The following is a 24,886-nucleotide window of genomic DNA, read 5'->3' as shown; positions in this document are numbered from 1 at the left end:
GTTGCCTATGAAACGATCAGACGGACACGGCGGCAACCTCGATGCGACGGTTTTCTCCGCGAGCCGGCGCGCGGCGCTCAAGGCGCGCCGCCGCGTATGGAGGATGGCGGCGCTCGCGGCGGCGTTCTCGCTGTTCGCGCTGTATCTCGCGTGGCTCGAAGCCTACGACACCGAGCTGCGCCACACCGACGAATCGCCGCTCGGCGAAGCCGTCGCGCAGGCCAGCGCGCCTGCAGGCGGCGCGTCCGGTCTGGGCCCCGATCTCGTCAAGCGCGGCGAGTATCTGGCGCGCGCGGGCGATTGCATCGCCTGCCATACGTCGGACAAAGGGCGTCCGTTCGCGGGCGGCCGCGCGATCAGCACGCCGTTCGGCACGATCTATACGCCAAACATCACACCCGATCCGGACACGGGCATCGGCCGCTGGACGGACGCTGACTTCATGCGCGCGATGCACGAAGGCATCGGCAAGGACGGCCAGCGGCTCTACCCAGCGTTTCCGTATGTCGAATACACGCGCGTCACCGATCAGGACGTGCAGGCCATCCGCGCGTATCTGAACACGGTGGTGCCCGTGCGCTACACGCCGCCGTCGAACGATCTGCGCTTTCCGTTCAACCAGCGCTGGCTGATGATCTTCTGGAACCTGCTCAACTTCGACGAAGGGCGCTTCGTGCCCGACCCGAAGCAGAGCGCCGAATGGAATCGCGGCGCGTATCTGGTCGAAGGGCTCGCGCATTGCGAGGAATGCCATACGCCGCGCAACTTCACGCAGGGCCTGAAAACGGGCGAACGTCTGTCGGGCGCGATCCAGGCTGGCTGGCACGCGTACAACATCACGCCGCACAAGACGAGCGGGATCGGCGGCTGGTCGGATCAGGAGATCGCCAGCTATCTGTCGACAGGCATTGCGCAGGGCCGCGCGAGCGCGGCGGGACCGATGGCCGACGTGGTCTCCGACAGCACGCAGTATCTGAATCGCGAAGACCTGCGTTCGATCGCCATCTATCTGCGCGCGCTCAAGCCCATTGACCGGGGCGAGGCACGTGCGCGTGCCGAATGGGGCTCGCCCGCGAGCGACGTCGTCGCGTTGCGCGGCGCGCGGATCGAGGGTGTACACGGCGCGCAGTTATTCCTCGCGAACTGCGCGAGTTGTCACCACTGGACGGGCGAGGGCGTAGGCGCTAGCGCGCCGGGAGCGTATCCGTCACTGATCCATAACAGCGTCGCGGGCGCGAGCGATGCGAACAATCTGGCGATGGTGATTCTGCACGGCATCCACCGTACGACGAAAGACGCCGACGCGCTGATGCCCGCGTTCGACCGCGAACTGACCGACGCGCAGATCGCCGCCGTCACGAACTATGTGACGAAGCAGTTTGGCAATCCTCGATCGACGCTGAGCGCGGAGCAGGTCGGCAGGCTGCGCGGCGTACCGCAGTGACGGCACAGTGATCGTCCCGTGAGCGTGGCGACGGGAGCCGGTGTTTTGGCGCGCTGCGAATGCGCGAAGCTGGCAAGCGCGGATGCGATTCGCACGAATCCTGCTCACGAAAGGCGTGCGAACGCGAGATGCCGCGCATACACGGCTTGCGCGCCCGCACTATCATGGTGTTATGGATTCCACACTTGTCACCGTCGTCCAACATCATCCCGTCAACCGGACCGGACGCGATTTCGTCGTCGGCGATCTGCACGGCTGCGTCGACGCGCTGCGCTTCCTGTTGCGCGAGGTCGATTTCGATCCGTCACGCGACCGGCTGTTCTCGGTCGGCGATCTCGTCGATCGCGGCTCGCAGTCAGAAGAGGCGTTGGCGCTGCTCGACAAGCCTTGGTTTTATGCCGTGCTTGGCAATCACGAGGACGCGCTCTGCGCCGTTGCTGAAGGCAAGCTGAAGAAGCAGTGGTGGTATGGGATCGGCGGCCTGTGGAGCGTGCAGGTGTCTGTTGAAAGACTGCGCGTCTATGCACGGCGTCTGCGCACGCTGCCGCTCGTGCGCGTGATCGGCTCGGGCAGCGAGCGCTTCAACGTGCTGCATGCGGAATTTCTCGGCTCGGACGCGGAACTCGACGCCGACACCCTCTCCGAAGAAGTCCGCCAGCAACTGCTGTGGGGCCGCAGCCTCGCCATGGGCGCGGGCGATCCGATGCGCCAGCTCGGGCTGTCGCTCACGTATTGCGGCCATACGCCCGTGCGCGAAGTGCAGCAGATTGGCGCGCAGATGTTCATCGATACGGGCGCATTCGGTCCCGGCGGCAAGCTGACTCTCGTCGAGGCACGCACGACGAAGCGCTGGTCGGTGACGGTCGAACGGGCGCGCTCGGTCGGTGCTTCGGCGCTGGCGTTGCCTTGAGCGCTCTATAACGCTTCCGGCGCTGCTGCCTCTACCCCACCTGGTGCAGTTCGAAGACGATATCGACGGCGCTGCCGTTCCAGTTGTATTCCAGATACGCCGCGTGATGGCAGTCGCGCAGCAGCGTCGTCTTGAACGCGGCGAGGCATTCGCCACCTGCATCCCGCACCGATGGATACACGATCCCCGGCGCGCCCGCCTCGCGGGCCGCGCGGCCTAGCGCCTGGCCGGGTGAGTAGTCGTTCGGCGACAGCACCGACGCGTCGACCGATTCGGCATCGCGCAGGTCTACCACGTCGCCCTGCGCCATCACCGTATAGAGGCGCATCTGCTGACGCATCGGCGGCTCCTGCGTGGCGGCGAGGAAGAGACCCGAGTGATAACGCGTTTCACTGATCGCGGTTTCGCGCGAGCGCGCGCAGTAAAACACGCCGTACGAGCCGTCCGAGAAACGGCTGCCTTGCGGATTCAGATGCGTGAGCGCGGCCATGATCGGCCCGTAGCCGGGACCGAATCGCCGTTCCTCGCGCGGCACGAGATCGAGATCGCCGACTTCGGTCCGCACGCGGTCATTGGTCATGGCTTCGAGCGCGTAGAGCGCTTCGAAGTCTTCGGGCGACGCGACGCGGTCGAACAGGTTGACGGCAGGAAAGCGCGTGGGGATCACGCGGAACGCAGGTGTCCAGGCGAGCGAAGCCACACGCCATTGGTCTTGCCATTGCAGTTCAGTCACGCCCAGCCGCCTCGCATTGCGTCGAGATACTGGCGCACGGCCACGAGGTCGCTGATGTTGCCCGCCAACATGCGGTCCAGCGCGCGGCGGCCGCCGAACGGCGGCGCGCTGTTGGGGCGCTTGATCCATGTATCGGCGGCGGCAGGCTGCGGCAGCAGGATTTGCAGCGCCTTGTAGATACCGAGCAGAAGAGACAGCCGCTCCAGCGTGTCGCGGCCGAGGCGCGCCGTTTGCGGTGCGTTCTTCCATTTGAAGAAGGTGGAGCGCCCCGGCGAGCCGAGCAGGACGATCTGCTCTTCGGCGCTCAATTCCCAGTCGCGCGCGATGTTGAAGAACGCGCGCAGACCGGCAGCGGACATGTCCGCCATGGAGGGTTCGGCGGGCGGTCGTCGCAACGGTCGTTCGGCGGTCGAGTAATGGGCAGCGGAAGACATGATCGGAGTCCTGAGTTGAACTTTTTTAACATCTTAGTCTATATATGGATTAATGCAAGCGCGGCTGTATAATCCGCCCTCCAGTTTTTTGCACGGAGACTGCGGTGTCGCTGCGTTCGAAGGTGTGGGTATCGGTTGGTTTGCTGTGCGTGTCGATGGCGGCGCGCGCCGAGTACAAGGAAGTGTGGAATCCGCCTGAGGCCGCCCAGCACGTCAGGCATTCGAAGCATGTAGCCAGTTCCGCTGGTTCGGGTGCAGCGAAGGCCGTGCATCAGGGCAAGTCCACGCCGCATGCGAAGGTGGCTGCAAAGGCTTCCGTCTCGTCCGGGAAAACGAACAAGACTAGCGCCGCCGTCAAAACGGCCCACGCGCCCGCGCCGCGCGATTCATCGCAAAAGCCTGCGCACGCAAAAGCAGTCGTGGCAGCGGCCAAGCCTCGCCAGGTTGCGCAGAGCACTGCGCCGCAAACCAGCAGCGCACAACCTCCGCGCGAACTTCCGCCGATCCTTCACTAGCTCCCGCTAGCAGTTTCACTGCGCGATTAATCCGTTCGTCACGAGCCGCAACGACTCAACCGAACGCGCGTCGCGCACGCGCGAATGCAACGTCACGCGTGATTCAGGCAACGCCGGCAATCCAAGCCGCGCGCCTGAATCGACCAGTCCGCGCGGCGCGACCCGCCTTGCCAGTGGCGACACGGCGAGCCCAGCCGCAGCCGCTGCGCCGACGGCCTGCACGCCGCCGCCGACAAACGCCTCGCGCCATGCGATGCCCGCGCCGTCGAGCGTGCGCAGCGAGATCGAACGCACGTTGCAGGGCGGGGCGAGCAGCGCCAGCGGCAGCGGCTCGCCCGCACGCGGCTGCCATTCGGGCGTCGCGAGCCACGACAGCGGCTCGGTGAAGAGCAACTGGCCGTCTTCGCGCGGTAAGTCGTCGGGCTCGGAGCGCACGACCACGACATCGAGCCGCCGTTCGTCGAACTGCTGCAACAGCGTCGACGACAAGCCCATGTGCAGTTCCAGCACTAGCCCCGGATCATGGGCATTCACGCGCGCGAGCAGCGCCGCGAGGTCGGTGCCCGCCACATGCTCGCTCAAGCCCAGCGCGAGTCGCCGTCTGTCGGCGGATAACGCGCCGAGCGCGCGGTCGTGCGCGCTCAGCAGGTCGCGCGCGCCGTCGAGAAACGCCTGGCCGTGCTCCGACAGCCGCACGACGCGCGGCGTGCGTTCCAGCAAAGGCTTGCCCAGATGCGCTTCGAGCCGTTTCAGCTTGAGGCTGACGGCGGATTGCGTGGTGTCGAGGGCATCGGCGGCGCGGGTGAAGCTACGCAAGTCCGCGACCAGCACGAAAGCGCGTACAGCATCGAGATCGAGTACTTTCATTTCAGATGAAAATAGATGAAATATCCAGTCATATATGTTCAATATGATAGACGCGAACTAATCTGAATGCACTTTCTGTTCATTCATAGGAGTTCGACATGCCTTTCACTCGCATCGCAGTTCGCGCCGGCAAGCCCGCTGCTTATCGCCAGGCGCTCACGCAAGGCATCCAGCGCGCGCTGATCGCCGAGTTCAACGTCCCCGAGGACGACATCTTCATGGTCATCACCGAGCACGACGAGAGCAACTTCGTCTATGACCGCAACTATCTCGGCATCGCGCGCAGCGACGATTTCGTGCTGATCCAGCTCACCGTGACCAACAGCCGGACGCAGGAGCAGAAAAAAGCGCTCTACAAGCGCATCGCCGACAACCTCGCCGAGCATCCCGGCGTGCGGCGCGAGGACGTGTTCATCAATCTCGTCGAAGTGCTGAAGGAGAACTGGTCGTTCGGAAACGGGATCGCGCAGTACGCGCTCTGAGGGTTCGCGCCACGGCTGGCGTGCGGTCGGCGGAAGGTGCGTCGCTATAATGGTTTGCACCTTTATCCGTTCTTCAGCCGACGCGCACGCGAGCCATGACATCCGATAACAACGACGCTTCCCACGACGCTTTGCAATTTGGCGGTTCCGTCTGGTTCCGCTCCGGCGAGCAGTCGCTCGGCGGCACGCAGCGCATTGCGCTGCTGGCGGCGATCGGCGAAACGGGCTCGATCACGGGCGCGGCCAAAGCCATCGGCATGAGCTACAAGGCCGCGTGGGATGCCGTCGATGCGATGAACAACCTCGCGGGTGAAACACTCGTGATCCGCTCGACGGGCGGCAAGGGCGGCGGCGGCACGACGCTCACGCCGCGCGCGCTGACCTTGATCGACACGTTTCGTGCCGTCGAGCGCGAGCACCGGTTGTTTCTCGAACGCGCGGGCGCGGCTATCGCCGGCTTCTCCGACGACTGGCAACTGATCGGCCGTATCGGCATGAAGACTAGCGCGCGCAACCAGTGGTACGGCAAGGTCAGCGCGATCCAGCGCGGCACGGTCAACGACGAAGTCTCGCTGGCATTGCCCGGCGGGCAGTCGGTCGTCGCCGTCGTCACGCACGAAAGCACGGAGACGCTGGAACTTGCCGTCGGCGGCGAGGCGGTGGCGCTCGTCAAGGCGTCGTCAGTGCTGCTGGTTGCCGATGACGGCACGGCGGACCGGCTGTCGACCCGCAACCGCCTGCGCGGCACGGTGTCGGCCGTGCAGCGTGGCGCCGTGAATGCCGAAGTGTCGCTGACGCTCGAAGGCGGAGCAGTCGTGACGTCCGTCGTCACGAATGAGAGCGTCGCGGAATTGAGCATCGCCGAAGGGCAGGCGCTCGTGGCCGCGTTCAAGGCGTCGAGCGTGATTCTGGGCGTGACGGCCCAGGCTTAAACGCGGCGGCGCCGCCTGCTAGGACACCGTGCGCGGATAGCCCGCGAACGGCGCGTTCTCGCGCACGCTGCCGTCGTACACCTGCACGACCTGATCGCCGAATGCGGCGACATCGTCGGGATCGTGCGTGATCAATAGCATCGGAATGTCGTTCCGCGTCTGCAGATCGGACAGCTCCTGCCGCATGCGCGCGCGCAGCGCGTGATCGAGTGCGGAAAACGGCTCATCGAGCAACAACAGGCGCGGCTGCGCGACGAGCGCACGCGCCAGCGCCACGCGCTGCTTCTGCCCGCCCGAAAGCTGCGCCGGATGATGACCCGCCACCGTTTTCAGATCGAGCGCGTCGAGCCAGTAGTCGATCTGCGGATGCGAAAAACGCCGCCCCGGATTCAGCCAGCCTGTGTGCATCCCGAAACCGATGTTCTGCCGCACGTTCAGATGCGGGAACAGCGCGTAGTCCTGAAAGAGATACGCGAGACGGCGCGCCTGCGGCTTCTGGTCGATGCCTTGCGTACTGTCGAAGAGCGGGTCGCCGTGCAGCACGATCTGGCCTTCGTCGGGACGCAGCAGGCCGGCGATTGCCTGCAGCGTCAGGCTCTTGCCCGCGCCCGACGGCCCGAACAGCACCATGCGCTGCGCGCTCGCGGTGAACGACACGTCGAGCGTGAACTGGCGTTCGGCCGTGCGCAGCGTTTTGCGGATATCGACGGTGAGCGGCATGTCAGCGGGACGTCATCAGCGAGTGTTGCGGTACGAGCCGGCCCGCGAGCACGAGAATCACCACGCAGGTGACCGAGGTCACGAGCACGAGGAAATTGGCCGTGCTGTCGTCGCCCGCCTGCACGGCGGCGTAGACGGCAACCGACAGCGTCTGCGTGCGGCCCGGCAAATTACCCGCGATCATCAACGTCGCGCCGAACTCGCCGAGCGCGCGCGCGAACGCGAGCAGGGCGCCCGCGAGAATGCCGCGCGACGCGAGCGGCAGCGTCACGCGAAAGAAGATCGCCGTTTCGCTGATGCCGAGCGTGCGGGCGGCGCGCTCCAGTTGCGGATCGACGGATTCGAATGCGGCCCGCGCCGACTTCAGCACGAGCGGAAACGCCACCACCATCGACGCGATCACCGCGCCTTGCCACGTGAACACCAGCTGGATATCGAAGCGCTCGAGCCATGCGCCGAACACGCCGCGCCGGCCGAGCAGCACGAGCAGGTAATAGCCGAGCACGGTGGGCGGCATGACGAGCGGCAGCGTCAGCAGCGAGTCGATCAGGTCACGCGCGCCCGAGTGCCAGCGCGCCAGGCCGAAGCCGGCTGCGACGCCGAACACGATGTTCAGCGCCGTCGCCCAGCCCGCGACCTTCAGCGACAGCATCAGCGGAATCCAGGCCTGTTCCATGATTTGGGCGTCGTGCTTTGTCTCTGGCGGCGCAGCTTAGTGCGCCGGCTTGAAGCCGTACTTCGCGAGCACGGCCTGGCCCGCCGGCGACAGCACAAAGGTGATGAACGACTGCGCGTCGGCGGCGTGCTTGCTGCCTTCGACCTGCGCGATCGGGTAGGTGATCGGCGTGGTGGTCGGCACGGTCAGCGCGACTTTGACCTTGTCGGGCATCACGGCGGCATCGGTGCCGAACACGAAGCCGGCGTCGACTTCGCCACGCGACACGTAGTCGAGGCTCTGGCGCACGTTCGACGCCAGCACGCCCTTCGCGCTGACAGCGTCCCACACGCCCGCCGCCTTCAGCGCGCCTTCCGTGTAGCGGCCCACCGGCACGGATGCCGGATCGCCGTATGAAACGCGCTTCACGCTCGCCGACGTCAGTTCGTTCAGGTTCGACGGCGCGAGCTTGCTGTCCGTCGGCACGATCAGCACGAGCGAGTTCGCGGCGAAATCCTTGCGCGTAGACGGCACGATTACTTTTTGCTCGGCGGCCTTGTCCATCGCTTTCTGATCGGCGGAGGCGAACACGTCGGCGGGCGCGCCTTTCACGATCTGCTGCATCAGCACGTCCGACGCGCCGAAGTTGAACAGCAGCTTGGTGCCGGGGTGCTCCTTCTCGTACGCGTCGCCGACGGCCTTGAACGCGTTGGTCAGGCTCGCGGCCGCGGACACGACGAGTTCGTCGGCGCGCGCCTGCGTGGCGAAGGCAAACGAAATCGCGCTCGCGGCGAGCAGGGCAGGTTTCAGGAAGCGGATCATCGACGGGAAGGACATGGGAAGGTGGCGCCGGGTCGACCGGAAGCAGGTTGAAAACGCCATCGTAATATATGTAGGGTTATAGCGGTCGGCATATTGAACATGTGGCGCGCAAGATAGCCGGTTTCGTGTGATTTATGCGTCGGAATCGGGCAAGGGCACTGCGACGTTGCGTGTTTTTTGCAACGGCACGATGGGTGTGGCGGGGGCGGCTGGCGCAGCGGGCGCGTAGGCGTCGCGCAGCGCCTTCCAGCGGGCGCGGACGAACGGCCGGTCATGGCCGGAAATTTTCAGCGCGATATGCGTGACCCAGCGCTGGGTCGGCAGATGCACCGCGTGCAGAGCGAGCGTGATGATCGTCAGGCTCAATACCACGGGTGCGACGGGCAGGCGCCCGGGCGGCGTCGCGTTCCACGCGATCCGGACGAACACCAACGCCGTCAACCCGCCGACGATGCAGCCCGTGATCGCTTCCGAAGGCGAATGCGCCTCGACGACGATGCGCGAAAAGCCGACCAGCGCGCCGCCGAACAGGGCGAGCGCCACGCCCACGGCGCGCACGGCGGGCGGCGCTGGCAGCAGAACGAGCAAGGCGGCAACGGGGAACACGGCGGTGGCGAACATCGCGTGTCCGCTCAGGCCGGTGAAGTCCCACACTTGCACGCCGACACCCCAGCCGAGGAACGCGATCTTCGTCGCCGTGACCAGCGCGACGGCCACGCCGAGCAGAAACAGCCAGACGGCAGCGAGCCGCCACGAATAACCGACCGTGAGCCACAGCGCGATGGCGAAGGCGAGCGGCAACGTCAGACCGGCGCCGCCGAAGTTTGTAACCAGAAGCCAGAATTGTGGTGGCAGGTGAAGCATGGACAATCCTTAACGACATGTACGGGCGCGAACTTGCCTGCGGCCAGAGGTTTCCAGGACAGCCGACGACGGTGCCGGATCGGGAAGGACCTTCCCCGCCCGCGCGTATTCTATAAGTATAGAGGCAGCGGTTACGCGGCAGATGAAAGGAAAAGCACGAAAACTGCCAGATGTTAGGACGATTCGGAAATCGTCTTATACGAAGCTCGGCGCGACGGGCTTTTCCCGAAAACGACCTCAGTCGGTGTCAGCATCGCACGGAGATTGATGTTATTGTGCATTGCACAAGACTGTCGGAAGGCAGAGAGCATGAGTCCCTATTAGCGAGAAAATCCTATGCCAAAAAGCTTGACCAAAATCTGGCTAGGCGGCCTGAAACGCCTGTTTGCGATCCAGACAGAGCACGCCCGCGCGACTACGAAGCGCAAGCCGAAACGGTCGTCGACCCGGCCGGCGGCTACTACGGTCGCGAAGCCGTCAGCGAAAGTTCGCCAGACCACTACGCGCGACGTGCCGCAGCGCGGCGCGCGTGAATCCCGTGTGCGGCCGCGCGCCGCCGCCTGGGCGAGCGGTTCGTGGACGCGCTCGTTCCACTCCGCACCGGCCGCGCCTGGCAGCCTCATCAATCATTTGCAGTACGGGCTGTATTTGCCCGCCGGCAAGCCGATCAAGCACGCGCCGCTCGTCGTGATGCTGCACGGCTGCACGCAGTCCATCGACGAATTCGCCGAAGGTACGCGCATGAACCTGCTGGCCGATCGCTACGGCTTTGCCGTCGTGTACCCGGAGCAGTCGAAGCACGCACACGCGCACCGCTGCTGGCATTGGTATGACGATACCGACCGTGCAGGACGAGCGGAAGCGCGCGCCGTCGTGTCGCTCGTCGAGGCGCTGGTGGAAGCGCACGGCCTCGACCGCGAGCGGGTGTATGTCGCCGGGATATCGGCGGGCGCCGGGTTGACGTCGTTGCTGGCGCTGCATTTTCCCGAGCATTTCGCCGCCGTCGCGCTGCATTCGGGGCCGGCGTTCGGCGACGCGCATTCGGGCATCGCCGCGATGGATGTGATGCGGCGCGGCACGCGGCAGGACCCCGTTGCGCTCGTCGATGCCGTCGCGGACGTGACGACCTATCCGGGCATGCCCGCGATCATTTTGCAAGGCGAAGCCGATCGCGTCGTCGCGCCAGTCAACGCCGAGCAACTGACGGAACAGTACCTCCGGCTAAACGGAATCGTCGATGCGCGAGGCGTGCGCAAGGTCGGCGACGTCAAGGAAGACCGCAAGGCGACGGTTACGACGCGCGATTACACGCGCGGCGGGCGGCGCGTCGTGCGTCTGTGCCGCGTGCAGGGCCTCGGCCATGAGTGGAGCGGCGGCGACGATGCGGTGCCGTTCCATTCATCGAAGGGTCCGGATGCGTCCAGTCTGCTGTGGGACTTTTTCCGGCATCAGCGTCGCACCGAGTCGGCGCGGCCCGCCGGACGTGCCGCCGATGGCGCCCGGCAGCGCGCGAGTTGACAAATTGCCACACTTCGAATTTGGTGCTGGTGTGTTCCTAGGGTTTTCCCTATAATAGGGGTTATACCTAGGTGTCAGCCACCTAACACCAAATTCGAGGTTCACCATGTATCTGATCAGCCGCCTTTTCCTGTTCCTGACGAAGTCCTATGACCTGCGCGTCAAAGAGCAAAACGACGCGTATCTGGCCGAAGCCACGGATCTGTACGACCTCGAGTTCCGCATGCGCAAGATCGACCGTGAAGCGCAACTGCGTCAACCGTCGTGGATGAGCCAGCACTAAGCTGCGGCAAGCACGGGCCGGTGCGTGAGCCGGCCAAGAAAAGCGCTCAACGCGAGCGCAGCACGCCATAGCGCGCCAGCGTTTCCTGGCGCGCTTTTGCGTGATCGACGACCGGCTGCGGATAGTCTTTCCCCAGCACCACGCCCCAATCCTTCAAGTCGTCGGGATTCGCCTGCCATGGCGCGTGAATCCACTTCGCGGGCACCTTCTCCAGTTCCGGCAAGAAGCGCTTGATGAAGAGCCCCTGCGGATCGAACTTCTCCGATTGCGTTACCGGGTTGAAAATCCGGAACCACGGCTGCGCGTCGCAGCCCGTCGACGCCGCCCATTGCCAGCCGCCGTTGTTCGCGGAGAAGTCGAAGTCGTTGAGCTTTTCCTCGAAGTAGCGCTCCCCGCGCCGCCAGTCGATACCCAGATCTTTCGCCAGAAAACTCGCCGTCACCATCCGTAGACGGTTGTGCATGAAGCCCGTCTGGTTCAGTTGCAGCATCGCGGCGTCGACGAGCGGATAGCCGGTACGTCCTTCGCACCAGGCGGCGAACAGCGCGTCGGCTTGCTTGCCTGTTTCCCAGCGCAGCGTGTCGAATTCCGGCTTGAACGACGCGCGCTTCGCGATATGCGGATGATGCGCGAGGATCATGAAGTAGAAGTCCCGCCAGATCAGTTCCGATAGCCACGTGGCGGCCCCTTGGCCGTCAGGTTGCAGCGACATCTCGTGCGCGAGCCGGGCGAGCGTGCGGATCGACACCGTGCCGAAGCGCAAATGCACCGACATATGGCTCGTCCCGCGCGCGGCGGGAAAATCGCGCCGGGCGGCATAGCTGTCGATACGGGTCACAAAGTCTTTGAGCAGCGTTTGCGCGCCGCTCATGCCCGTCAGCAGTTTTGTTTCCGCCAGCTTGCCGGGCGCGAAGCCCATTTGACCGAGCGTCGGCCATGCGTGATCGGGCTTGCGCGGCGGCCGCGCGAGACTCTTCGCGTACCGTTCGACGGGATAGGGCTTCAGGTCGAACGGCGTCAATTTCTTTAGCCACGCGTTCTTATACGGGGTGAACACGGCGAAGGGCTTGCCTTGTCCGTTGAGCAGTTCGTCGCGCTCGAAAATCACCTGGTCCTTGAACGTCAGCAACTGACGTCGATCGTCGCGCAGCCGTTCAGCGACGCTTTCATCGCGCTCGATTGCGACGGGCTCGTAGTCGTGATTGGTGAACACGGCTTCGGCTTCGAGTTGCGCGGCGAGTTTCGGAATCTCTTCACGCGGATCGCCATGCAGCACGATCAATCCGCCGCCGCCTTCCTTCAGCGACTTATCCAGTTCTTCCAGCGACGCCAGAATGAATTCGATCCGCCGATCCTGCACCTCGCCCTCGTGGTTGTCATGCTTGTGCGCCCAATCGATCAACGGCTGAAGAATGGTCGTATCGAACACGAACACACACCAGACGCGCTCGCAATGCTTGAGCGCGTAATACAGCGCTGCGTTGTCGCCGGTGCGCAGGTCGCGGCGAAACCATACGAGTCCGTTCTGAAAATGTGCGTCGAGCTGGTAGGCGCGGGTCATGATCGCTTGAGTTGTTGCGCGTCGGCGGATGCGGACGTCGGGCCGAAAAGCCACCGCCGATGATAGTGTCCGCCAGTCGCAAACCCAATGCTCGCGGCATCGGAAATCGACGCAAAAATGAAGCAGCGCCCGCCTTTCGCACAAAAGGCGGGCGCTGCTCACGAAGGACGATCAGCTCAGAACGACTCAGACCACGTTCACGCGCACATCGACATTGCCGCGCGTCGCGTTCGAGTACGGGCAGACCTGATGCGCCGCGTTCACCAGCTCCTGCGCTGCCGCTGCGTCGAGGCCAGGCAGCGAAACGCGCAGTTCGATATCCAGCGCGAAGCCGCCCTTGTCGTTCGGACCGACGCCGACATCGGCCGTCACGGTCGTTTCAGCGGGCACGGCCTGCTTGCGCTGGCCGGCGACGAATTTCATCGCGCTGAGGAAACACGCCGAGTAGCCGGCCGCGAACAGTTGTTCCGGGTTCGTGCCTTGCGCGCCGTTGCCGCCGAGTTCGCGCGGCGCCGCCAGCTTCACGTCGAGCGCGTTATCCGACGAAACTGCGCGACCATCGCGACCACCATTGCTCGTTGCCGTTGCCTTGTACAGTACGTTCATCTTGACGCTCCTTGATCGGTTCCAGTGATTGGGTCAGTGCTTGCCAGTGCTTCGCGTCATCGCTATCGAACTGGCATGGACAGAAATGTAGCGTACAAATCATTAGTGTGCAAATTAAATTGCCTATCGATGCGATAGCCGCAAATGCACGCGTTGTCAGTAGCGTTCGAGATAGTCGTTCAGCGTGCCGCGCAACTGCTGCAGATCGCTGCGCAGCCGGATCAGGAATTCGGGCGTCTGCTGGGTCGCGCAGAAGATTTCTTCCGGCACGTCGCGTGCGCTGCGCTTGAGCGCGACGCCCGATTTCGTCAGCCGGATGAAGACGAGCCGTTCGTCTTCCGTACCGCGCACGCGTTCGATAAACCCTTGCGATTCGAGCCGCTTCAGCAGCGGCGTGACCGTCGCCGAATCGAGGTTCAGGCGCGCGGCGATGTCCTTCACGGTGACGTCGTCGCTTTCCCAGAGGATCAGCATGGTCAGATACTGCGGATATGTGAGGCCAAGCCGGTCGAGAATCGGCTTGTAGGCTTTCGTCATCGCGAGGGACGTCGAATAGAGCGCGAAGCAGAGCTGCTCGTCGAGCGTAACGGGAAAGGCGGTGCGCTGGGTCATGGACGTCCCCTGAAACGAAGCGTGCGAATGGATTGCGTGCAAACTATTGTGCCGCAAAAAAGCGGCGCGATGCATCGATGCTTCACACGCGAGCGCGGAAAATCCGCGCCGCATGCGCGGCGCGGACCCGGAAAGCGGAACCGTTCAGGTAGACGACGAAGACGTGGGAGCGGGCGGCAACGGCTGGCCGGGCGATTGCACGCCGAAGCAGCCGCGATACGTCGCGTAGAACGAGCAGTAGAGCATCGTCGTGACGATGATCGACGCGGGCATCAGGATCACCAGCGCGAGCTCGCCCGCGCCAAGTGCCTGCAGCAGCGCGGACAACCCGAACGAGACCGTCGTCGCTACCGCGAACCACAGCGCGCCATACACGATGAACGCGCCGCGATTGCGCCAGCAACTGACGATGCTGAAGAACATCGCCTTGATGGTCGGCACATCGTGCCACGCGGCGAGCACGGGTGCGAACCAGAACAGCATCGCGACGGGCACGTAGAACGCAAGCGCCGTCAGCACGGCGAGCGGTATATCGCTATTGGCGACGGCTTCCGGCTGCATCGATTCGCCGCTGATCATCAGACGCAGCAGCATGCCGCCGTCCGCGAGCGCGGAGCCCATCAGCACGATCGCCATCGCGATGATGTACAGCACGCCGAGCAGCAGCAGGCGCTTCGACACCTGGCCGCCGTACGAGCGGAAACCGTCGACAAGAATGGTGGGCAGCACCGGCTTGCCGGCGATCGTATCGCGGCACGCCGACATGAAGCCGACGGCGATGCCTGGAATCAACATGAGCGGCAGCACGCCGCCGATGATGGGAATCAGCGAGATCGCCGTCATCGCGAGCAGGTACGCGAAGAACAGCGTCAGAAATGCGAGCGGGTTCCTGCGAAACAGCCAGATGCCTTGCCGGAACCACACATAGCCGGTTTTCGCCGGAACTTCGATCAGTTGCATGAGGTATGGATGCCTAGGGTCTAGAGTGCGGCGCCCGCAAGGCGCTCGCGCAGGATGCGCTCGAAATGACCCGGATCGTGCGGCTTGAGCAGTTCGGCGGCGCGCGGCATATGGAAATCATACAGGCGCGACACCCAGAAACGGTACGCGCCCGCGCGCAACATGTCGCCCCAGTGCCGGTTTTCGGCGGGAGTGAACGGGCGCACGGTCTGATACGAGCGCAACAGCGCGTCGACGCGCGCGTCGTCGAGCTTGCCGGTCGCGAGGTCAACGCACCAGTCGTTGACGGTCACGGCGACGTCGAAGAGCCACTTGTCGCAGCCTGCGAAATAAAAGTCGAAGAAGCCGCCGAGTTCCACTTCATGATGCGTGCCGGGCGCTGCATGCGCGAACAGCACATTGTCGCGGAACAGATCGCAATGGCACGGGCCTTCGGGCAGCGACGCATAGTCCGCCGATGCGAAGAACGCCTGTTGATGCGCGAGTTCTTCCGTGATCAGCGTGCGCTGCGCGTCCGTCAAAAACGGCACGACGCCCGGCACCGTCTCCTGCCACCACGGCAGGCTGCGCAGGTTTGGCTGGTGATGCGCGAAGTCGCGTCCCGCCAGGTGCAGACGCGCGAGCATCTGCCCCACTTCGACGCAGTGCGCGACGCCGGGCGTGAGTTCCGGCGCACCGTCGAGCTTCGTGACGATGGTCGCGGGCTTGCCGTTGAGCATGCCGAACAGCGCGCCGTCGTCGCGCGGCATCGGGTCCGGCACGGGCACGCGGTGCGACGCCAGATGACGCATCAGATCGAGATAGAACGGCAGTTGCTGCGCCGTGAGCTTTTCGAAGATCGTGAGGACGTACTCGCCGCGCGTGGTCGTCAGAAAGAAATTGCTGTTCTCGATACCGGATGTAATGCCCCGAAATTCGACGACTTCGCCGAGATCGTAGTGGCGCATCCAATCTGCGAGTTGGGCTTCGGTGACAGCGGTGAATACGGCCATGCGTGGGGCGTCGGATCAGGTTGGTCGGCTGGCAATACGCCAGTACGAGGTCGGGGAAAGCGGGCTGAAAGCGTTGTTGCGATCCACGCTGGACTCGTTCGGGCCGGCGGATCGGCTTGAAGCGGGCCGGCGCGCGCCTGCTGAGGCAGCGCGCCGGCTCGGGGCGATCAGTAATGCAGGTTCACGGACGGCAGGCGCGCGGGCGGCTTGCCGGATTCGTACACGCGCGGCGACGTATCGGTCGGCGCGCTCATCTGGTAGCGCGTGCCGAAGTTCGAGCGCACGTCGATTTCGACGGGCTTGCCCTTGTCGCGGTACTCGGTGATTTCGGTGCCGTTGCCGCTACGTTCGTGGAAGCTCGGCGTGCGCGGCTGGTTGATCTCGACTTTCGAGCTGACTTCGGCCGCAGGGCGGTTGATCGCTCTCAGATCCGGCAGGCCGGCCCGTTCGTTGGCGGCGGCTTGGGCGTCTGCGGCTGCCTGCGCCTCTTGCGCGGACGGGGCAGGCTGGGCAGCCATCGCGACGCCGCTGACGGCGAGCATCAGCGCAACGGCGACGGGGAAGAGCGGCTTCATGGTGTTTCTCCGATTAGGTGGCCCAATTCTAGCAAATCCACTGCTGCTCACGGACATGAACAACGGGCGATAGCCTTATTTTGCGCGCTTCCCGCGCGGCCTGCAGAAAGGGCAACCCTGCGTGCGAGACAACACGCAAACCCGCGATGCGCGGGCCCGTCTTCATCGAAAAGCACGGGTTCCGTGGTAATGTCGTTGCATCAATCGAGGCGAGCGAAGATGAACTACGAGACCAATCAACGCGCGGTGCATATGCCCGCAAACGCGTTCCCGACCGAGGCCTTCGGCGATGCCGCCGACGCCGTTACGCGCCTCTCCGCCATCTATGAAGCGAACACGTCGTTCCTGCGCGATGCGTTCGCGCGCTATCGCCGCAACGAACCGTTCGACCGGCGCGTGCGCGCCTGCTATCCGTTCGTGCGCGTGCGCACGGAGACCAACACGCACGTCGATTCGCGCCGTTCGTATGGCTTTGTTGCCGGTCCTGGCGTGTTTGAAACCACGGTGACGCGGCCCGATCTGTTCGGCAATTACTATCGCGAGCAATTGCGCCTGCTGGTGAAGAACCATCATGTGTCGGTCGAAGTGGGCGTGTCCGACCAGCCCATTCCGATTCACTTCGCGTTCGCCGAAGGCATTCACCTCGAAGGCGATCTGGACCGCGAGCGTCTGCTGGCGATGCGCGACGTGTTCGACGCGCCCGATCTCGCGCTCCTCGACGACCGCATCGTCAACGGCACGTACGAGCCGCTGCCGGGCGAGCCGCATCCGCTCGCGCTCTTCACGGCGGCGCGGGTCGACTTTTCGCTGCACCGGCTCAAGCACTACACGGCGACTTCGCCGACGCATTGCCAGAACTACGTGCTGTACACGAACTATCAGTTCTATATTGACGAATTCGTGAAGCTTGGCCGCACGATGATGACGAAGACCGACGACGCCGATCTGCGCGCGTACCGCAGCGAGTACACGTCGTTCGTCGAGCCCGGCGACGTGATCACGTACAACGCGAATCTCGGCGAGCAGGAGGACGAGGGCCATGCGCCGCCGCGCCTGCCGCAGATGCCCGCGTATCACCTGAAGCGCGCGGACGGCAGCGGCATCACGATGGTCAATATCGGCGTCGGGCCGTCGAATGCGAAGACGATCACCGATCACATCGCCGTGCTGCGTCCGCATGCGTGGATCATGCTGGGGCACTGCGCGGGGCTACGCAATACGCAGCGTCTTGGCGACTACGTGCTTGCGCACGGCTATGTGCGCGAGGATCACGTGCTGGACGACGATTTGCCGCTGTGGGTGCCGATTCCGGCTTTGGCCGAAGTGCAGGTTGCGCTTGAACGAGGGGTGGCGCAGGTCACGCAGCTCGACGGCGCCGAACTCAAGCGCGTGATGCGCACGGGTACGGTGGCGAGCGTCGATAACCGCAACTGGGAATTGCGCGATCATCGCGAGCCGGTGCTGCGTCTGTCGCAAAGCCGGGCTATTGCGCTCGATATGGAAAGTGCGACTATCGCCGCGAATGGGTTTCGGTTTCGGGTGCCTTATGGCACGTTGCTGTGCGTGTCGGATAAGCCGTTGCACGGTGAGCTGAAGTTGCCTGGTATGGCTGATCAGTTTTATCGCGCGCAGGTCGATCAGCATTTGCAGATTGGCGTGAAGGCTATGGAGATTTTGCGCACCAATGGCTTGCATAAGCTGCATAGCCGGAAGTTGCGGAGTTTTGCGGAAGTGGCGTTTCAGTAGGCGCTTTGCCTTCGCGGCGCGGTCGGTTTGGTTTGCTTGTGTTTGCGCTGGCGTCCGCGATTTGTTAGCGTGCTTCAAGCGTCGCCCCTGTGCGGGGCGGCACCTACTTTTCTTTGCCGCCGCAAAGAAAAGTAGGCAAAAGAAAGCGGCTAACCCCGCCAACATTTCTTCGTGCCTGAGGGCCCTCAACCGGTCCCTCACCTCACACGGCAATCTGCTTGTTCCGCGTTAGTTGCCAACGCTCCAAGCCAGCGCATCACCCGCTTCACGCACCCGCGTTGCAGCACGCCGTGCCAGGCATTCCACCGCCGCCCAGGTGGCAAACTGTGTGTAGGTTGTCGCGTCGTATAGCTTAGCGCTCTTACAGGGTGGAACGCCTGCGCTATTGGTCCGGAGTGAGGCGTGTGGGGTACTACGGCCTACACACAGTTTGCCACCTGGGCGGCGCCAACCATTCGCTGCCGCTAGCCCGTGCGCGAGCATTCGAAGCGGGTGAGGCGTCAATTCAAAGCGTTGGCAACACACGCCGACAAAATCGCTGCCGTATGAAGCGTAAGACCCTTTGGGGGCCCTCAGGCAGGAAGAAGAACTGGCGGTGTGAGCCGCTTTCTTTTGCCTACTTTTCTTTGCGGCGGCAAAGAAAAGTAGGTGCCGCCCCGCACAGGGGCGACGCTTGAAGCACGCTAACAAATCGCGGATGCCAACGACAAAACAAGCAAACCACCCAGCGTCGCAGACAACCAAAAAACCAAAAAACCAGGTACCACCGCGCACAGGGGCAGCGCACTCACCTCACACGTACGCCAGCCCAACAAGCCCCACAACCGCCCCACCTCCCAGCAACCACAACGGGTGAATGCGCGTCTTGAACGCGAGCACCGCGCATGCACCGGTGATGATCCACGCGAGCCACGACGTATCCGACGACCGCGCGATCAGCAGCGCACTCGCCGCGACCAGCCCCGCCGTAACGGGCACCAGACCCTTCTGCGCGACGCGCCGCCACGGACGGTCCTTGAAGCGGTTCCAAGCGTGCATCGCGAGAATCGTCACGATGGACGACGGCCCGAACTTCGCCACCGATGTCACCAGCATTCCAGCCCAGCCCGCCACGTGCCAACCGACCAGCGTCACGACCATCATGTTCGGACCGGGCGCAGCCTGCGCGAGCGCGAACAGCGCGCTGAACTCGCTGGCGGGCATCCAGTGATGCACTTCGACGACCTGCCGCTGCATCTCCGGCAGGATCGTGTTGCCGCCGCCGAATGCGAGCAGCGATAACTGACTGAAGATGACGGCAAGAGCGATCAGCGTTTCCATCATTTCGACACCTCGTTCGGCTGTGACGATTCGGCAACCGCTTCGGCTTTGGCCACGCGCGACGCGAGGAAGATACTGAGCGGCGTCAGCACGAGCATCGTCGGCAGCAGCGGGAAGCGCAGCAGCGCAATCGCGACGAAGCCGAGCGCAGCGATCGCCGCGGCACGCGGATCGTGGCGCAACGGCATCAGGATCTTGACGGCCATCGCGACCAGCAATCCCGCCGCAGATGCCGCCAGTCCGGCGAACAGATGCTTGATGTGCGGATCGTTCTGCGTGTGCTCGTAAAGCACGCCGAGCGCGATCACCACCAGCGACGGCCCGGCGATCAGACCGAGAATGCCCGCGAGTGCGCCGCGCAAACCCCGAAACCGCATGCCGAGCGCCACCGACAGATTGATCACATTACCGCCCGGCAGGAACTGGCACAGGCCGAGCAGATCGGTGAATTCGGCGGCGGTGAGCCAGCGGTGCTGGTCGACGATGGTCCGCCGCGCGAGCGGCAGCGCGCCGCCGAACGACGTCAGGCCGAGGCCCAGAAAGCCCATGAAGATTTCACGCGTGGTCGGAGCGGGCGCGTGCTCCGGCGCGTCGGGGTGCTGATCCATGACGTTCACTATCCAGTACAAGCCGTGAAGGTTAACGCCGTTTGCCGTTCGCTCAAAACGATTTCTTGGGCAAGTCTTTGTGATCTAGAATCACAAGGATGAACCGCAAGCTTCCCCCTTTCCCGGCCCTGCGCGCCTTCGAGGCCGCGGCCCGGCACAACAGTTTCACGGCAGCCGCCGACGAACTCCATGTGACGCACGGTGCAATCAGCCGGCAGGTGGCTGCGTTCGAGGCGTGGATCGGTGTGCAGGTGTTTCATCGCAACGGCAAGCGCGTGCGGCTCACGGAAGACGGCCGGCGCTATCTGTCGAAGGTGCAGGACGCGTTCGACAGCATCGCCGCCGCGACCGACCAGTTGCGCGACACGGGCGTCGTGCATGTGCTGCGCGTGAATGCGCTACCCACCTTCGCGATGAAGTGGCTGTTGCCGCGTCTGTCGCAGTTTCAGCGGATGGCGCCGAACGTCGAGCTGAGGCTCGCGACATCGAACGAGCCCGTGGAGAGGCTCGACAGTTTCGACGTTGCCGTGCGGCGCGGGCCCGCGCACTGGCCGAATTGCGCGAGCGGTCAGTTCCTCGACGAAAGCGAGATTCCCGTATGCAGTCCGGCGCTTTTGCAACGCCTGCCCATCCATACCGCCGACGACCTCGCGCGCCATGTGCTGTTGCATTCGGATACGCGGCCGGACGCGTGGCATCACTGGCTGCAGGCGGCGGGCGTCAAGGCGAAGTGCCGCAAGAAACAGTCGTTCGACCATTTCTATCTGGCCTTGCAGGCGGCCGTCGATGGACTGGGCGTCGCGCTCGGACCGATGCCGCTGCTCGATGACGAACTCGCGTCAGGCCGGCTGGTGACGCCGCTGGAAGGGCCGCGCATCGATGCGCGCGGCTACTGGTGGGTCGCGCGGCGCGAGGTGGCGAATGCGCCGCTCGTCGAGCAGTTCTGCCGTTGGCTCGAAGCGCAGGCGAAGGAAATGAAGCAAGAAAACGCGCCAGAGAAAGCACGTGTGAAGCAGCGCGTCGCGACGCGATAGCGCGCATCGCGGACGCGGCTTCCATACAGCACGCATCCGCGACGCAATCGCGTCAGAAGCTCACAGATAGAACATCCGGTCTTCGTCCGACTTCGGCTGTTGTTCGGGTTGTTCTTCGCGCTCTTCATAGAACGCGAGCACCGCTTCGAGCACCTGGTCGGGATCGTCGATCACCTGCATCAGGTTCATGTCGCCGGGATTGATGAGGCCCATCGGCACCAGTTGCGATTCGAACCAGCCCAGCAGTCCTTTCCAGAACTCCGCGCCGACCAGAATGATGGGCACGTGCCGCGACTTCTTGGTTTGAATCAGTGTGAGCACTTCAGCCAGTTCGTCGAGCGTGCCGAATCCACCCGGCATCACGATGACGGCATCCGAGTTCTTCACGAACGTGACCTTGCGCGTGAAGAAGTGACGGAAGCGCAGTGAGATGTCCTGCCACTGATTGCCCGACTGCTCATGCGGCAACTCGATGTTCAGGCCGACCGACGGCGCCTTGCCCGCATGGGCGCCCTTGTTGGCCGCTTCCATGATGCCGGGGCCGCCGCCGGAGATCACGGCAAAGCCCGCGTCGGACAGTTTGCGCGCGATCTGCGTGGCCAGTTTGTAGTACGGCGAGTTCGGTTTCAGACGCGCCGAACCATAGATGCTCACGGCCGGGCGAATCTCCGACAGGTACTCGGTCGCCTCAATAAACTCTGCCATAATCGTGAACATCTGCCACGATGCGCGGGCCTTCTTGGCTGTTGCGCGCTCTTGATCTGCGAGCGATCGCAGACTCGGAATCACTTTTCTCTTAGTCATAATGCCTGAAGAACAGAACCTGGAAGGTAAGACCCTGCTATTGGTTGACGGTTCGAGTTATCTGTACCGGGCCTACCATGCGATGCCTGATTTGCGTGGTCCCGATGGTGCGCCAACGGGAGCGCTCTACGGGATCATCAACATGCTCCGTCGTATGCGCAAGGAGGTTACGGCAGAGTATAGCGCGTGCGTGTTCGATGCCAAAGGCAAGACGTTTCGCGACGACTGGTATCCGCAATACAAGGCGAACCGTCCTTCGATGCCCGACGATCTCTCGAAGCAGATCGAGCCGATTCACGTGGCCGTGCGTTCGCTCGGCTGGCCGCTCCTGATGATCGAAGGCGTCGAGGCCGACGACGTGATCGGCACGCTCGCGAAGCGGGCCGAGGCGCGCGGCATGAACGTGATCGTATCCACCGGGGACAAGGATCTGGCGCAACTCGTGACGGATCATGTCACCCTCATCAATACGATGACGAACGAGAAGCTCGACCGCGAAGGCGTCGTGGGCAAGTTCGGCGTACCGCCCGAGCGCATCGTCGACTATCTGTCGCTGATCGGCGATACCGTCGATAACGTACCCGGCGTCGAAAAATGCGGCCCGAAAACAGCGATCAAATGGCTCACGCAATTTGAAACCCTTGATGGCATCGTCGCACACGCCGATGAAATCAAAGGTGCGGTAGGAGACAATCTGCGACGCGCGCTCGATTTCCTGCCTATGGCACGAAAGCTCGTCACGGTGGATACGGATTGCGATCTGACGGCACAGATCAACTCGTTCGAAGAAACGCTTGCTACGCGCCCCGAGTCGCGCGAAGAACTGCGCGACGTGTTTACGCGTAGCGGCTTCAAGACGTGGCTGCGCGAAGTGGAAATTGCCGATGCCGTCGAAGGGCCCGAGACGGATGTGCCGCCCGCGCCGACCGTCGATGGTGAGCATGAGTACGACACCGTGCAGTCGTGGGAGCAGTTCGACGCATGGCTCGACAAGATCAACGCCGCTGAGATCACCTCGTTCGATACCGAGACCACGTCGCTCGATCCGATGACGGCGCAGATCGTCGGCATCTCGATCGCGGTCGAAGCGGGCAAGGCCGCGTACATTCCGCTCGCGCATCGCGGGCCGGATGCACCCGTGCAATTGCCGCGCGACGAAGTGCTCGCGAAGCTCAAGCCCTGGCTCGAGAGCGCGGACAAAAAGAAGGTTGGCCAGCATCTGAAGTACGACGAGCAGGTGCTCGCGAACTACGGCATCGTGATGGACGGCATCGAGCATGACACGCTGTTGCAGTCGTACGTACTCGAATCGCATCGTCCGCATGACATGGACAACCTCGCGCTGCGTCACCTCGGACTGAAGACGATCAAGTACGAAGACGTCGCGGGCAAGGGCGCATCGCAGATCGGCTTCGACGAAGTCGCGCTCGACAAGGCCGCCGAATACGCAGCCGAAGATGCCGACATCACGTTGCGTCTGCATCAGACGCTGTATCCGCAGGTCGCCGCGGAAGCGCAGCTTGATCACGTGTACCGCAACATCGAAGTGCCGACGTCGCGCGTGCTGCGCAAGATGGAGCGCAACGGCGTCTTGATCGATGCGGAAAAGCTGCGCGTACAAAGCAACGAGATCGCGACGCGTCTGGTCGAACTCGAAAAACAGGCGTATGAATTCGCAGGCGGTGAGTTCAATCTCGGCTCGCCGAAACAGATCGGGCAGATCTTCTTCGAGAAGCTCGAATTGCCCGTCATCAAGAAGACGCCGAGCGGCGCACCTTCCACCGACGAAGAAGTGCTGCAAAAACTCGCGGAAGACTATCCGCTGCCAAAGGTCCTGCTCGAACATCGCGGCCTGTCGAAGCTCAAGTCGACTTACACCGACAAGCTGCCGCGCATGGTCAACGCCGCCACGGGCCGCGTGCATACGAACTATGCGCAGGCTGTTGCCGTGACGGGCCGCCTTGCATCGAACGATCCGAATCTGCAGAACATTCCCGTGCGCACGGGCGAAGGCCGCCGCATTCGCGAAGCGTTCATCGCGCCGCCGGGACACAAGCTGGTGTCGGCGGACTACTCGCAGATCGAGCTGCGCATCATGGCGCATATCTCGGGCGACGAAGCGCTGCTGCGCGCGTTCAAGCAGGGCGAGGACATCCACCGCGCCACGGCATCCGAAGTGTTCAGCGTGACGCCACTCGAAGTATCGAACGATCAGCGGCGCATCGCGAAGGTTATCAACTTCGGCCTGATCTACGGCATGAGCTCGTTCGGTCTCGCGTCGAATCTCGGCATCACGCGCGATGCGGCGAAGCTTTATATCGACCGTTATTTCGCACGTTATCCCGGCGTTGCCGCGTATATGGAGAACACGCGGACGAGCGCCAAGATGAAGGGTTATGTCGAAACCGTGTTCGGCCGCCGCCTGTGGCTGCCCGAGATCAATGGCGGCAACGGTCCGCGCCGTCAGGCGGCGGAGCGCGCCGCGATCAACGCGCCGATGCAAGGCACGGCCGCCGATCTGATCAAGCTGTCGATGATCGCGGTGCAGAAGTGGATCGAGGAGTCGGGCATCCGCACGCGCATGATCATGCAGGTCCACGATGAACTGATTCTCGAAGTGCCGGACGACGAACTATCCGACGTACGTAAGCGCTTGCCGGAATTGATGTGCGGCGTCGCGCAACTGAAGGTGCCGCTCGTCGCCGACGTGGGCGCGGGCGCAAACTGGGAGGAAGCGCACTAAGCGCACTGAGCGCACATCGAGGCTTGGGAGGGCACACTGACATGTCAGTCATGCTTTTCATGCCACACTGACACAACATTGTTGCTTCTTCAGGTCAATGGGATAACGTCGCTCGCATGTCACAGTTATGTTTTGACAGGCTTGTG

Annotated in this window: 26 protein-coding genes; 10 read left to right on the top strand and 16 right to left on the bottom strand. The window is 63.5% G+C overall.

Annotation, left to right across the window (positions count from 1 at the left end):
• Nucleotides 1–7 precede the first annotated feature (7 nt).
• Nucleotides 8–1,444 (top strand): cytochrome c, encoded by a 1,437-nt coding sequence (locus C2L65_RS28490; RefSeq protein WP_042315617.1) that lies wholly within the window; start codon nt 8–10, stop codon nt 1,442–1,444.
• A gap of 172 nt (nt 1,445–1,616) precedes the next feature.
• Nucleotides 1,617–2,354, top strand: a complete 738-nt coding sequence (locus C2L65_RS28485) for a metallophosphoesterase (RefSeq protein WP_042315616.1) — start codon at nt 1,617–1,619, stop codon at nt 2,352–2,354.
• 31 nt (nt 2,355–2,385) lie between these two features.
• On the opposite strand, the gene C2L65_RS28480 is transcribed toward C2L65_RS28485, so the two are convergent.
• The gene (locus tag C2L65_RS28480; RefSeq protein WP_042315615.1) at nt 2,386–3,087 is read right to left on the bottom strand and encodes an RES family NAD+ phosphorylase; all 702 of its coding nucleotides are present in this window, start codon (nt 3,085–3,087) and stop codon (nt 2,386–2,388) included.
• Nucleotides 3,084–3,455, bottom strand: a complete 372-nt coding sequence (locus tag C2L65_RS28475; RefSeq protein ID WP_427910185.1) for an MbcA/ParS/Xre antitoxin family protein — start codon at nt 3,453–3,455, stop codon at nt 3,084–3,086. Before C2L65_RS28475 ends, C2L65_RS28480 begins: the two co-directional genes overlap by 4 nt.
• Before the next feature lie 170 nt (nt 3,456–3,625).
• On the opposite strand from C2L65_RS28475, the gene C2L65_RS28470 reads away from it, so the two are divergent.
• Nucleotides 3,626–4,036, top strand: coding sequence for a hypothetical protein (locus C2L65_RS28470; protein WP_042315611.1), 411 nt, complete (start codon nt 3,626–3,628; stop codon nt 4,034–4,036).
• 15 nt (nt 4,037–4,051) lie between these two features.
• Here the strand turns inward: C2L65_RS28470 and C2L65_RS28465 are convergent, their stop codons facing one another.
• On the bottom strand, nt 4,052–4,903 hold the full coding sequence (locus tag C2L65_RS28465) for a LysR family transcriptional regulator (RefSeq protein WP_042315610.1): 852 nt from the start codon (nt 4,901–4,903) through the stop codon (nt 4,052–4,054).
• 98 nt (nt 4,904–5,001) lie between these two features.
• Between C2L65_RS28465 and C2L65_RS28460 the strand changes: the two genes are divergently transcribed.
• Nucleotides 5,002–5,385, top strand: coding sequence for a tautomerase family protein (locus C2L65_RS28460; protein ID WP_007745598.1), 384 nt, complete (start codon nt 5,002–5,004; stop codon nt 5,383–5,385).
• 95 nt (nt 5,386–5,480) lie between these two features.
• Nucleotides 5,481–6,317, top strand: a complete 837-nt coding sequence (locus C2L65_RS28455) for a TOBE domain-containing protein (RefSeq protein ID WP_042315609.1) — start codon at nt 5,481–5,483, stop codon at nt 6,315–6,317.
• 18 nt (nt 6,318–6,335) lie between these two features.
• Here the strand turns inward: C2L65_RS28455 and C2L65_RS28450 are convergent, their stop codons facing one another.
• The 4 genes from C2L65_RS28450 to C2L65_RS28435 form a co-directional block, all read right to left on the bottom strand.
• The gene (locus C2L65_RS28450; RefSeq protein ID WP_042315608.1) at nt 6,336–7,037 is read right to left on the bottom strand and encodes an ATP-binding cassette domain-containing protein; all 702 of its coding nucleotides are present in this window, start codon (nt 7,035–7,037) and stop codon (nt 6,336–6,338) included.
• A gap of 1 nt (nt 7,038) precedes the next feature.
• The gene (gene modB, locus C2L65_RS28445; protein WP_007582640.1) at nt 7,039–7,713 is read right to left on the bottom strand and encodes a molybdate ABC transporter permease subunit; all 675 of its coding nucleotides are present in this window, start codon (nt 7,711–7,713) and stop codon (nt 7,039–7,041) included.
• A gap of 36 nt (nt 7,714–7,749) precedes the next feature.
• Nucleotides 7,750–8,529, bottom strand: coding sequence for a molybdate ABC transporter substrate-binding protein (gene modA, locus C2L65_RS28440; RefSeq protein WP_042315605.1), 780 nt, complete (start codon nt 8,527–8,529; stop codon nt 7,750–7,752).
• A 117-nt stretch (nt 8,530–8,646) separates the two neighbouring features.
• Entirely contained in the window at nt 8,647–9,378 is a 732-nt protein-coding gene (locus tag C2L65_RS28435; RefSeq protein WP_042315604.1) for a phosphatase PAP2 family protein, read from the bottom strand.
• 336 nt (nt 9,379–9,714) lie between these two features.
• Here C2L65_RS28435 and C2L65_RS28430 point away from each other — a divergent pair, with 336 nt between their 5' ends.
• A complete protein-coding gene (locus C2L65_RS28430; RefSeq protein WP_042315602.1) occupies nt 9,715–10,896 on the top strand; it encodes an extracellular catalytic domain type 1 short-chain-length polyhydroxyalkanoate depolymerase in 1,182 nt (393 codons plus the stop codon).
• Nucleotides 10,897–11,002: 106 nt separating this feature from the next.
• Entirely contained in the window at nt 11,003–11,179 is a 177-nt protein-coding gene (locus tag C2L65_RS28425) for a DUF3563 family protein (RefSeq protein WP_007582646.1), read from the top strand.
• A 46-nt stretch (nt 11,180–11,225) separates the two neighbouring features.
• On the opposite strand, the gene C2L65_RS28420 is transcribed toward C2L65_RS28425, so the two are convergent.
• The 6 genes from C2L65_RS28420 to C2L65_RS28395 all read right to left on the bottom strand — a co-directional run bounded on the left by C2L65_RS28420 (nt 11,226) and on the right by C2L65_RS28395 (nt 16,485).
• The gene (locus tag C2L65_RS28420) at nt 11,226–12,740 is read right to left on the bottom strand and encodes a cryptochrome/photolyase family protein (RefSeq protein ID WP_042315600.1); all 1,515 of its coding nucleotides are present in this window, start codon (nt 12,738–12,740) and stop codon (nt 11,226–11,228) included.
• Nucleotides 12,741–12,926: 186 nt separating this feature from the next.
• Nucleotides 12,927–13,346, bottom strand: a complete 420-nt coding sequence (locus C2L65_RS28415) for an organic hydroperoxide resistance protein (protein WP_007582650.1) — start codon at nt 13,344–13,346, stop codon at nt 12,927–12,929.
• 156 nt (nt 13,347–13,502) lie between these two features.
• Nucleotides 13,503–13,958, bottom strand: a complete 456-nt coding sequence (locus tag C2L65_RS28410; RefSeq protein ID WP_007582652.1) for a MarR family winged helix-turn-helix transcriptional regulator — start codon at nt 13,956–13,958, stop codon at nt 13,503–13,505.
• 144 nt (nt 13,959–14,102) lie between these two features.
• Nucleotides 14,103–14,918, bottom strand: a complete 816-nt coding sequence (locus tag C2L65_RS28405; RefSeq protein WP_007582654.1) for a BPSS1780 family membrane protein — start codon at nt 14,916–14,918, stop codon at nt 14,103–14,105.
• A 20-nt stretch (nt 14,919–14,938) separates the two neighbouring features.
• Nucleotides 14,939–15,910 carry a homoserine kinase gene (locus C2L65_RS28400; protein WP_042315598.1) on the bottom strand — a complete coding sequence of 324 codons (972 nt, stop codon included), beginning with the start codon at nt 15,908–15,910 and terminating at the stop codon, nt 14,939–14,941.
• A gap of 167 nt (nt 15,911–16,077) precedes the next feature.
• A complete protein-coding gene (locus C2L65_RS28395) occupies nt 16,078–16,485 on the bottom strand; it encodes a hypothetical protein (protein ID WP_035999458.1) in 408 nt (135 codons plus the stop codon).
• Between the two features lie 219 nt (nt 16,486–16,704).
• Between C2L65_RS28395 and C2L65_RS28390 the strand changes: the two genes are divergently transcribed.
• Complete coding sequence (locus C2L65_RS28390; protein ID WP_042315626.1) at nt 16,705–18,231, top strand: AMP nucleosidase; 1,527 nt, start codon at nt 16,705–16,707, stop codon at nt 18,229–18,231.
• Nucleotides 18,232–19,023: 792 nt separating this feature from the next.
• Here C2L65_RS28390 and C2L65_RS28385 read toward each other — a convergent pair.
• Nucleotides 19,024–19,554, bottom strand: coding sequence for a chromate transporter (locus C2L65_RS28385; protein WP_042316562.1), 531 nt, complete (start codon nt 19,552–19,554; stop codon nt 19,024–19,026).
• Nucleotides 19,551–20,159: a chromate transporter gene (locus tag C2L65_RS28380; RefSeq protein ID WP_042316560.1), complete on the bottom strand. Its 609-nt coding sequence runs from the start codon at nt 20,157–20,159 to the stop codon at nt 19,551–19,553. Before C2L65_RS28380 ends, C2L65_RS28385 begins: the two co-directional genes overlap by 4 nt.
• 98 nt (nt 20,160–20,257) lie before the next feature.
• Between C2L65_RS28380 and C2L65_RS28375 the strand changes: the two genes are divergently transcribed.
• Nucleotides 20,258–21,193, top strand: a complete 936-nt coding sequence (locus C2L65_RS28375; protein WP_042316558.1) for a transcriptional regulator GcvA — start codon at nt 20,258–20,260, stop codon at nt 21,191–21,193.
• A 60-nt stretch (nt 21,194–21,253) separates the two neighbouring features.
• Here C2L65_RS28375 and C2L65_RS28370 read toward each other — a convergent pair whose 3' ends face one another.
• Nucleotides 21,254–21,997: an LOG family protein gene (locus C2L65_RS28370; protein ID WP_007733054.1), complete on the bottom strand. Its 744-nt coding sequence runs from the start codon at nt 21,995–21,997 to the stop codon at nt 21,254–21,256.
• Between the two features lies 1 nt (nt 21,998).
• Here C2L65_RS28370 and polA point away from each other — a divergent pair, with 1 nt between their 5' ends.
• The gene (polA, locus tag C2L65_RS28365; RefSeq protein WP_042316556.1) at nt 21,999–24,740 is read left to right on the top strand and encodes a DNA polymerase I; all 2,742 of its coding nucleotides are present in this window, start codon (nt 21,999–22,001) and stop codon (nt 24,738–24,740) included.
• Nucleotides 24,741–24,886 lie beyond the last annotated feature (146 nt).

Source organism: Paraburkholderia terrae (genome assembly GCF_002902925.1).
GTDB lineage: Bacteria > Pseudomonadota > Gammaproteobacteria > Burkholderiales > Burkholderiaceae > Paraburkholderia > Paraburkholderia terrae.
Note: the sequence above shows the minus strand (reverse complement) of the source record. Positions and strands in the feature narration are given on the sequence as shown.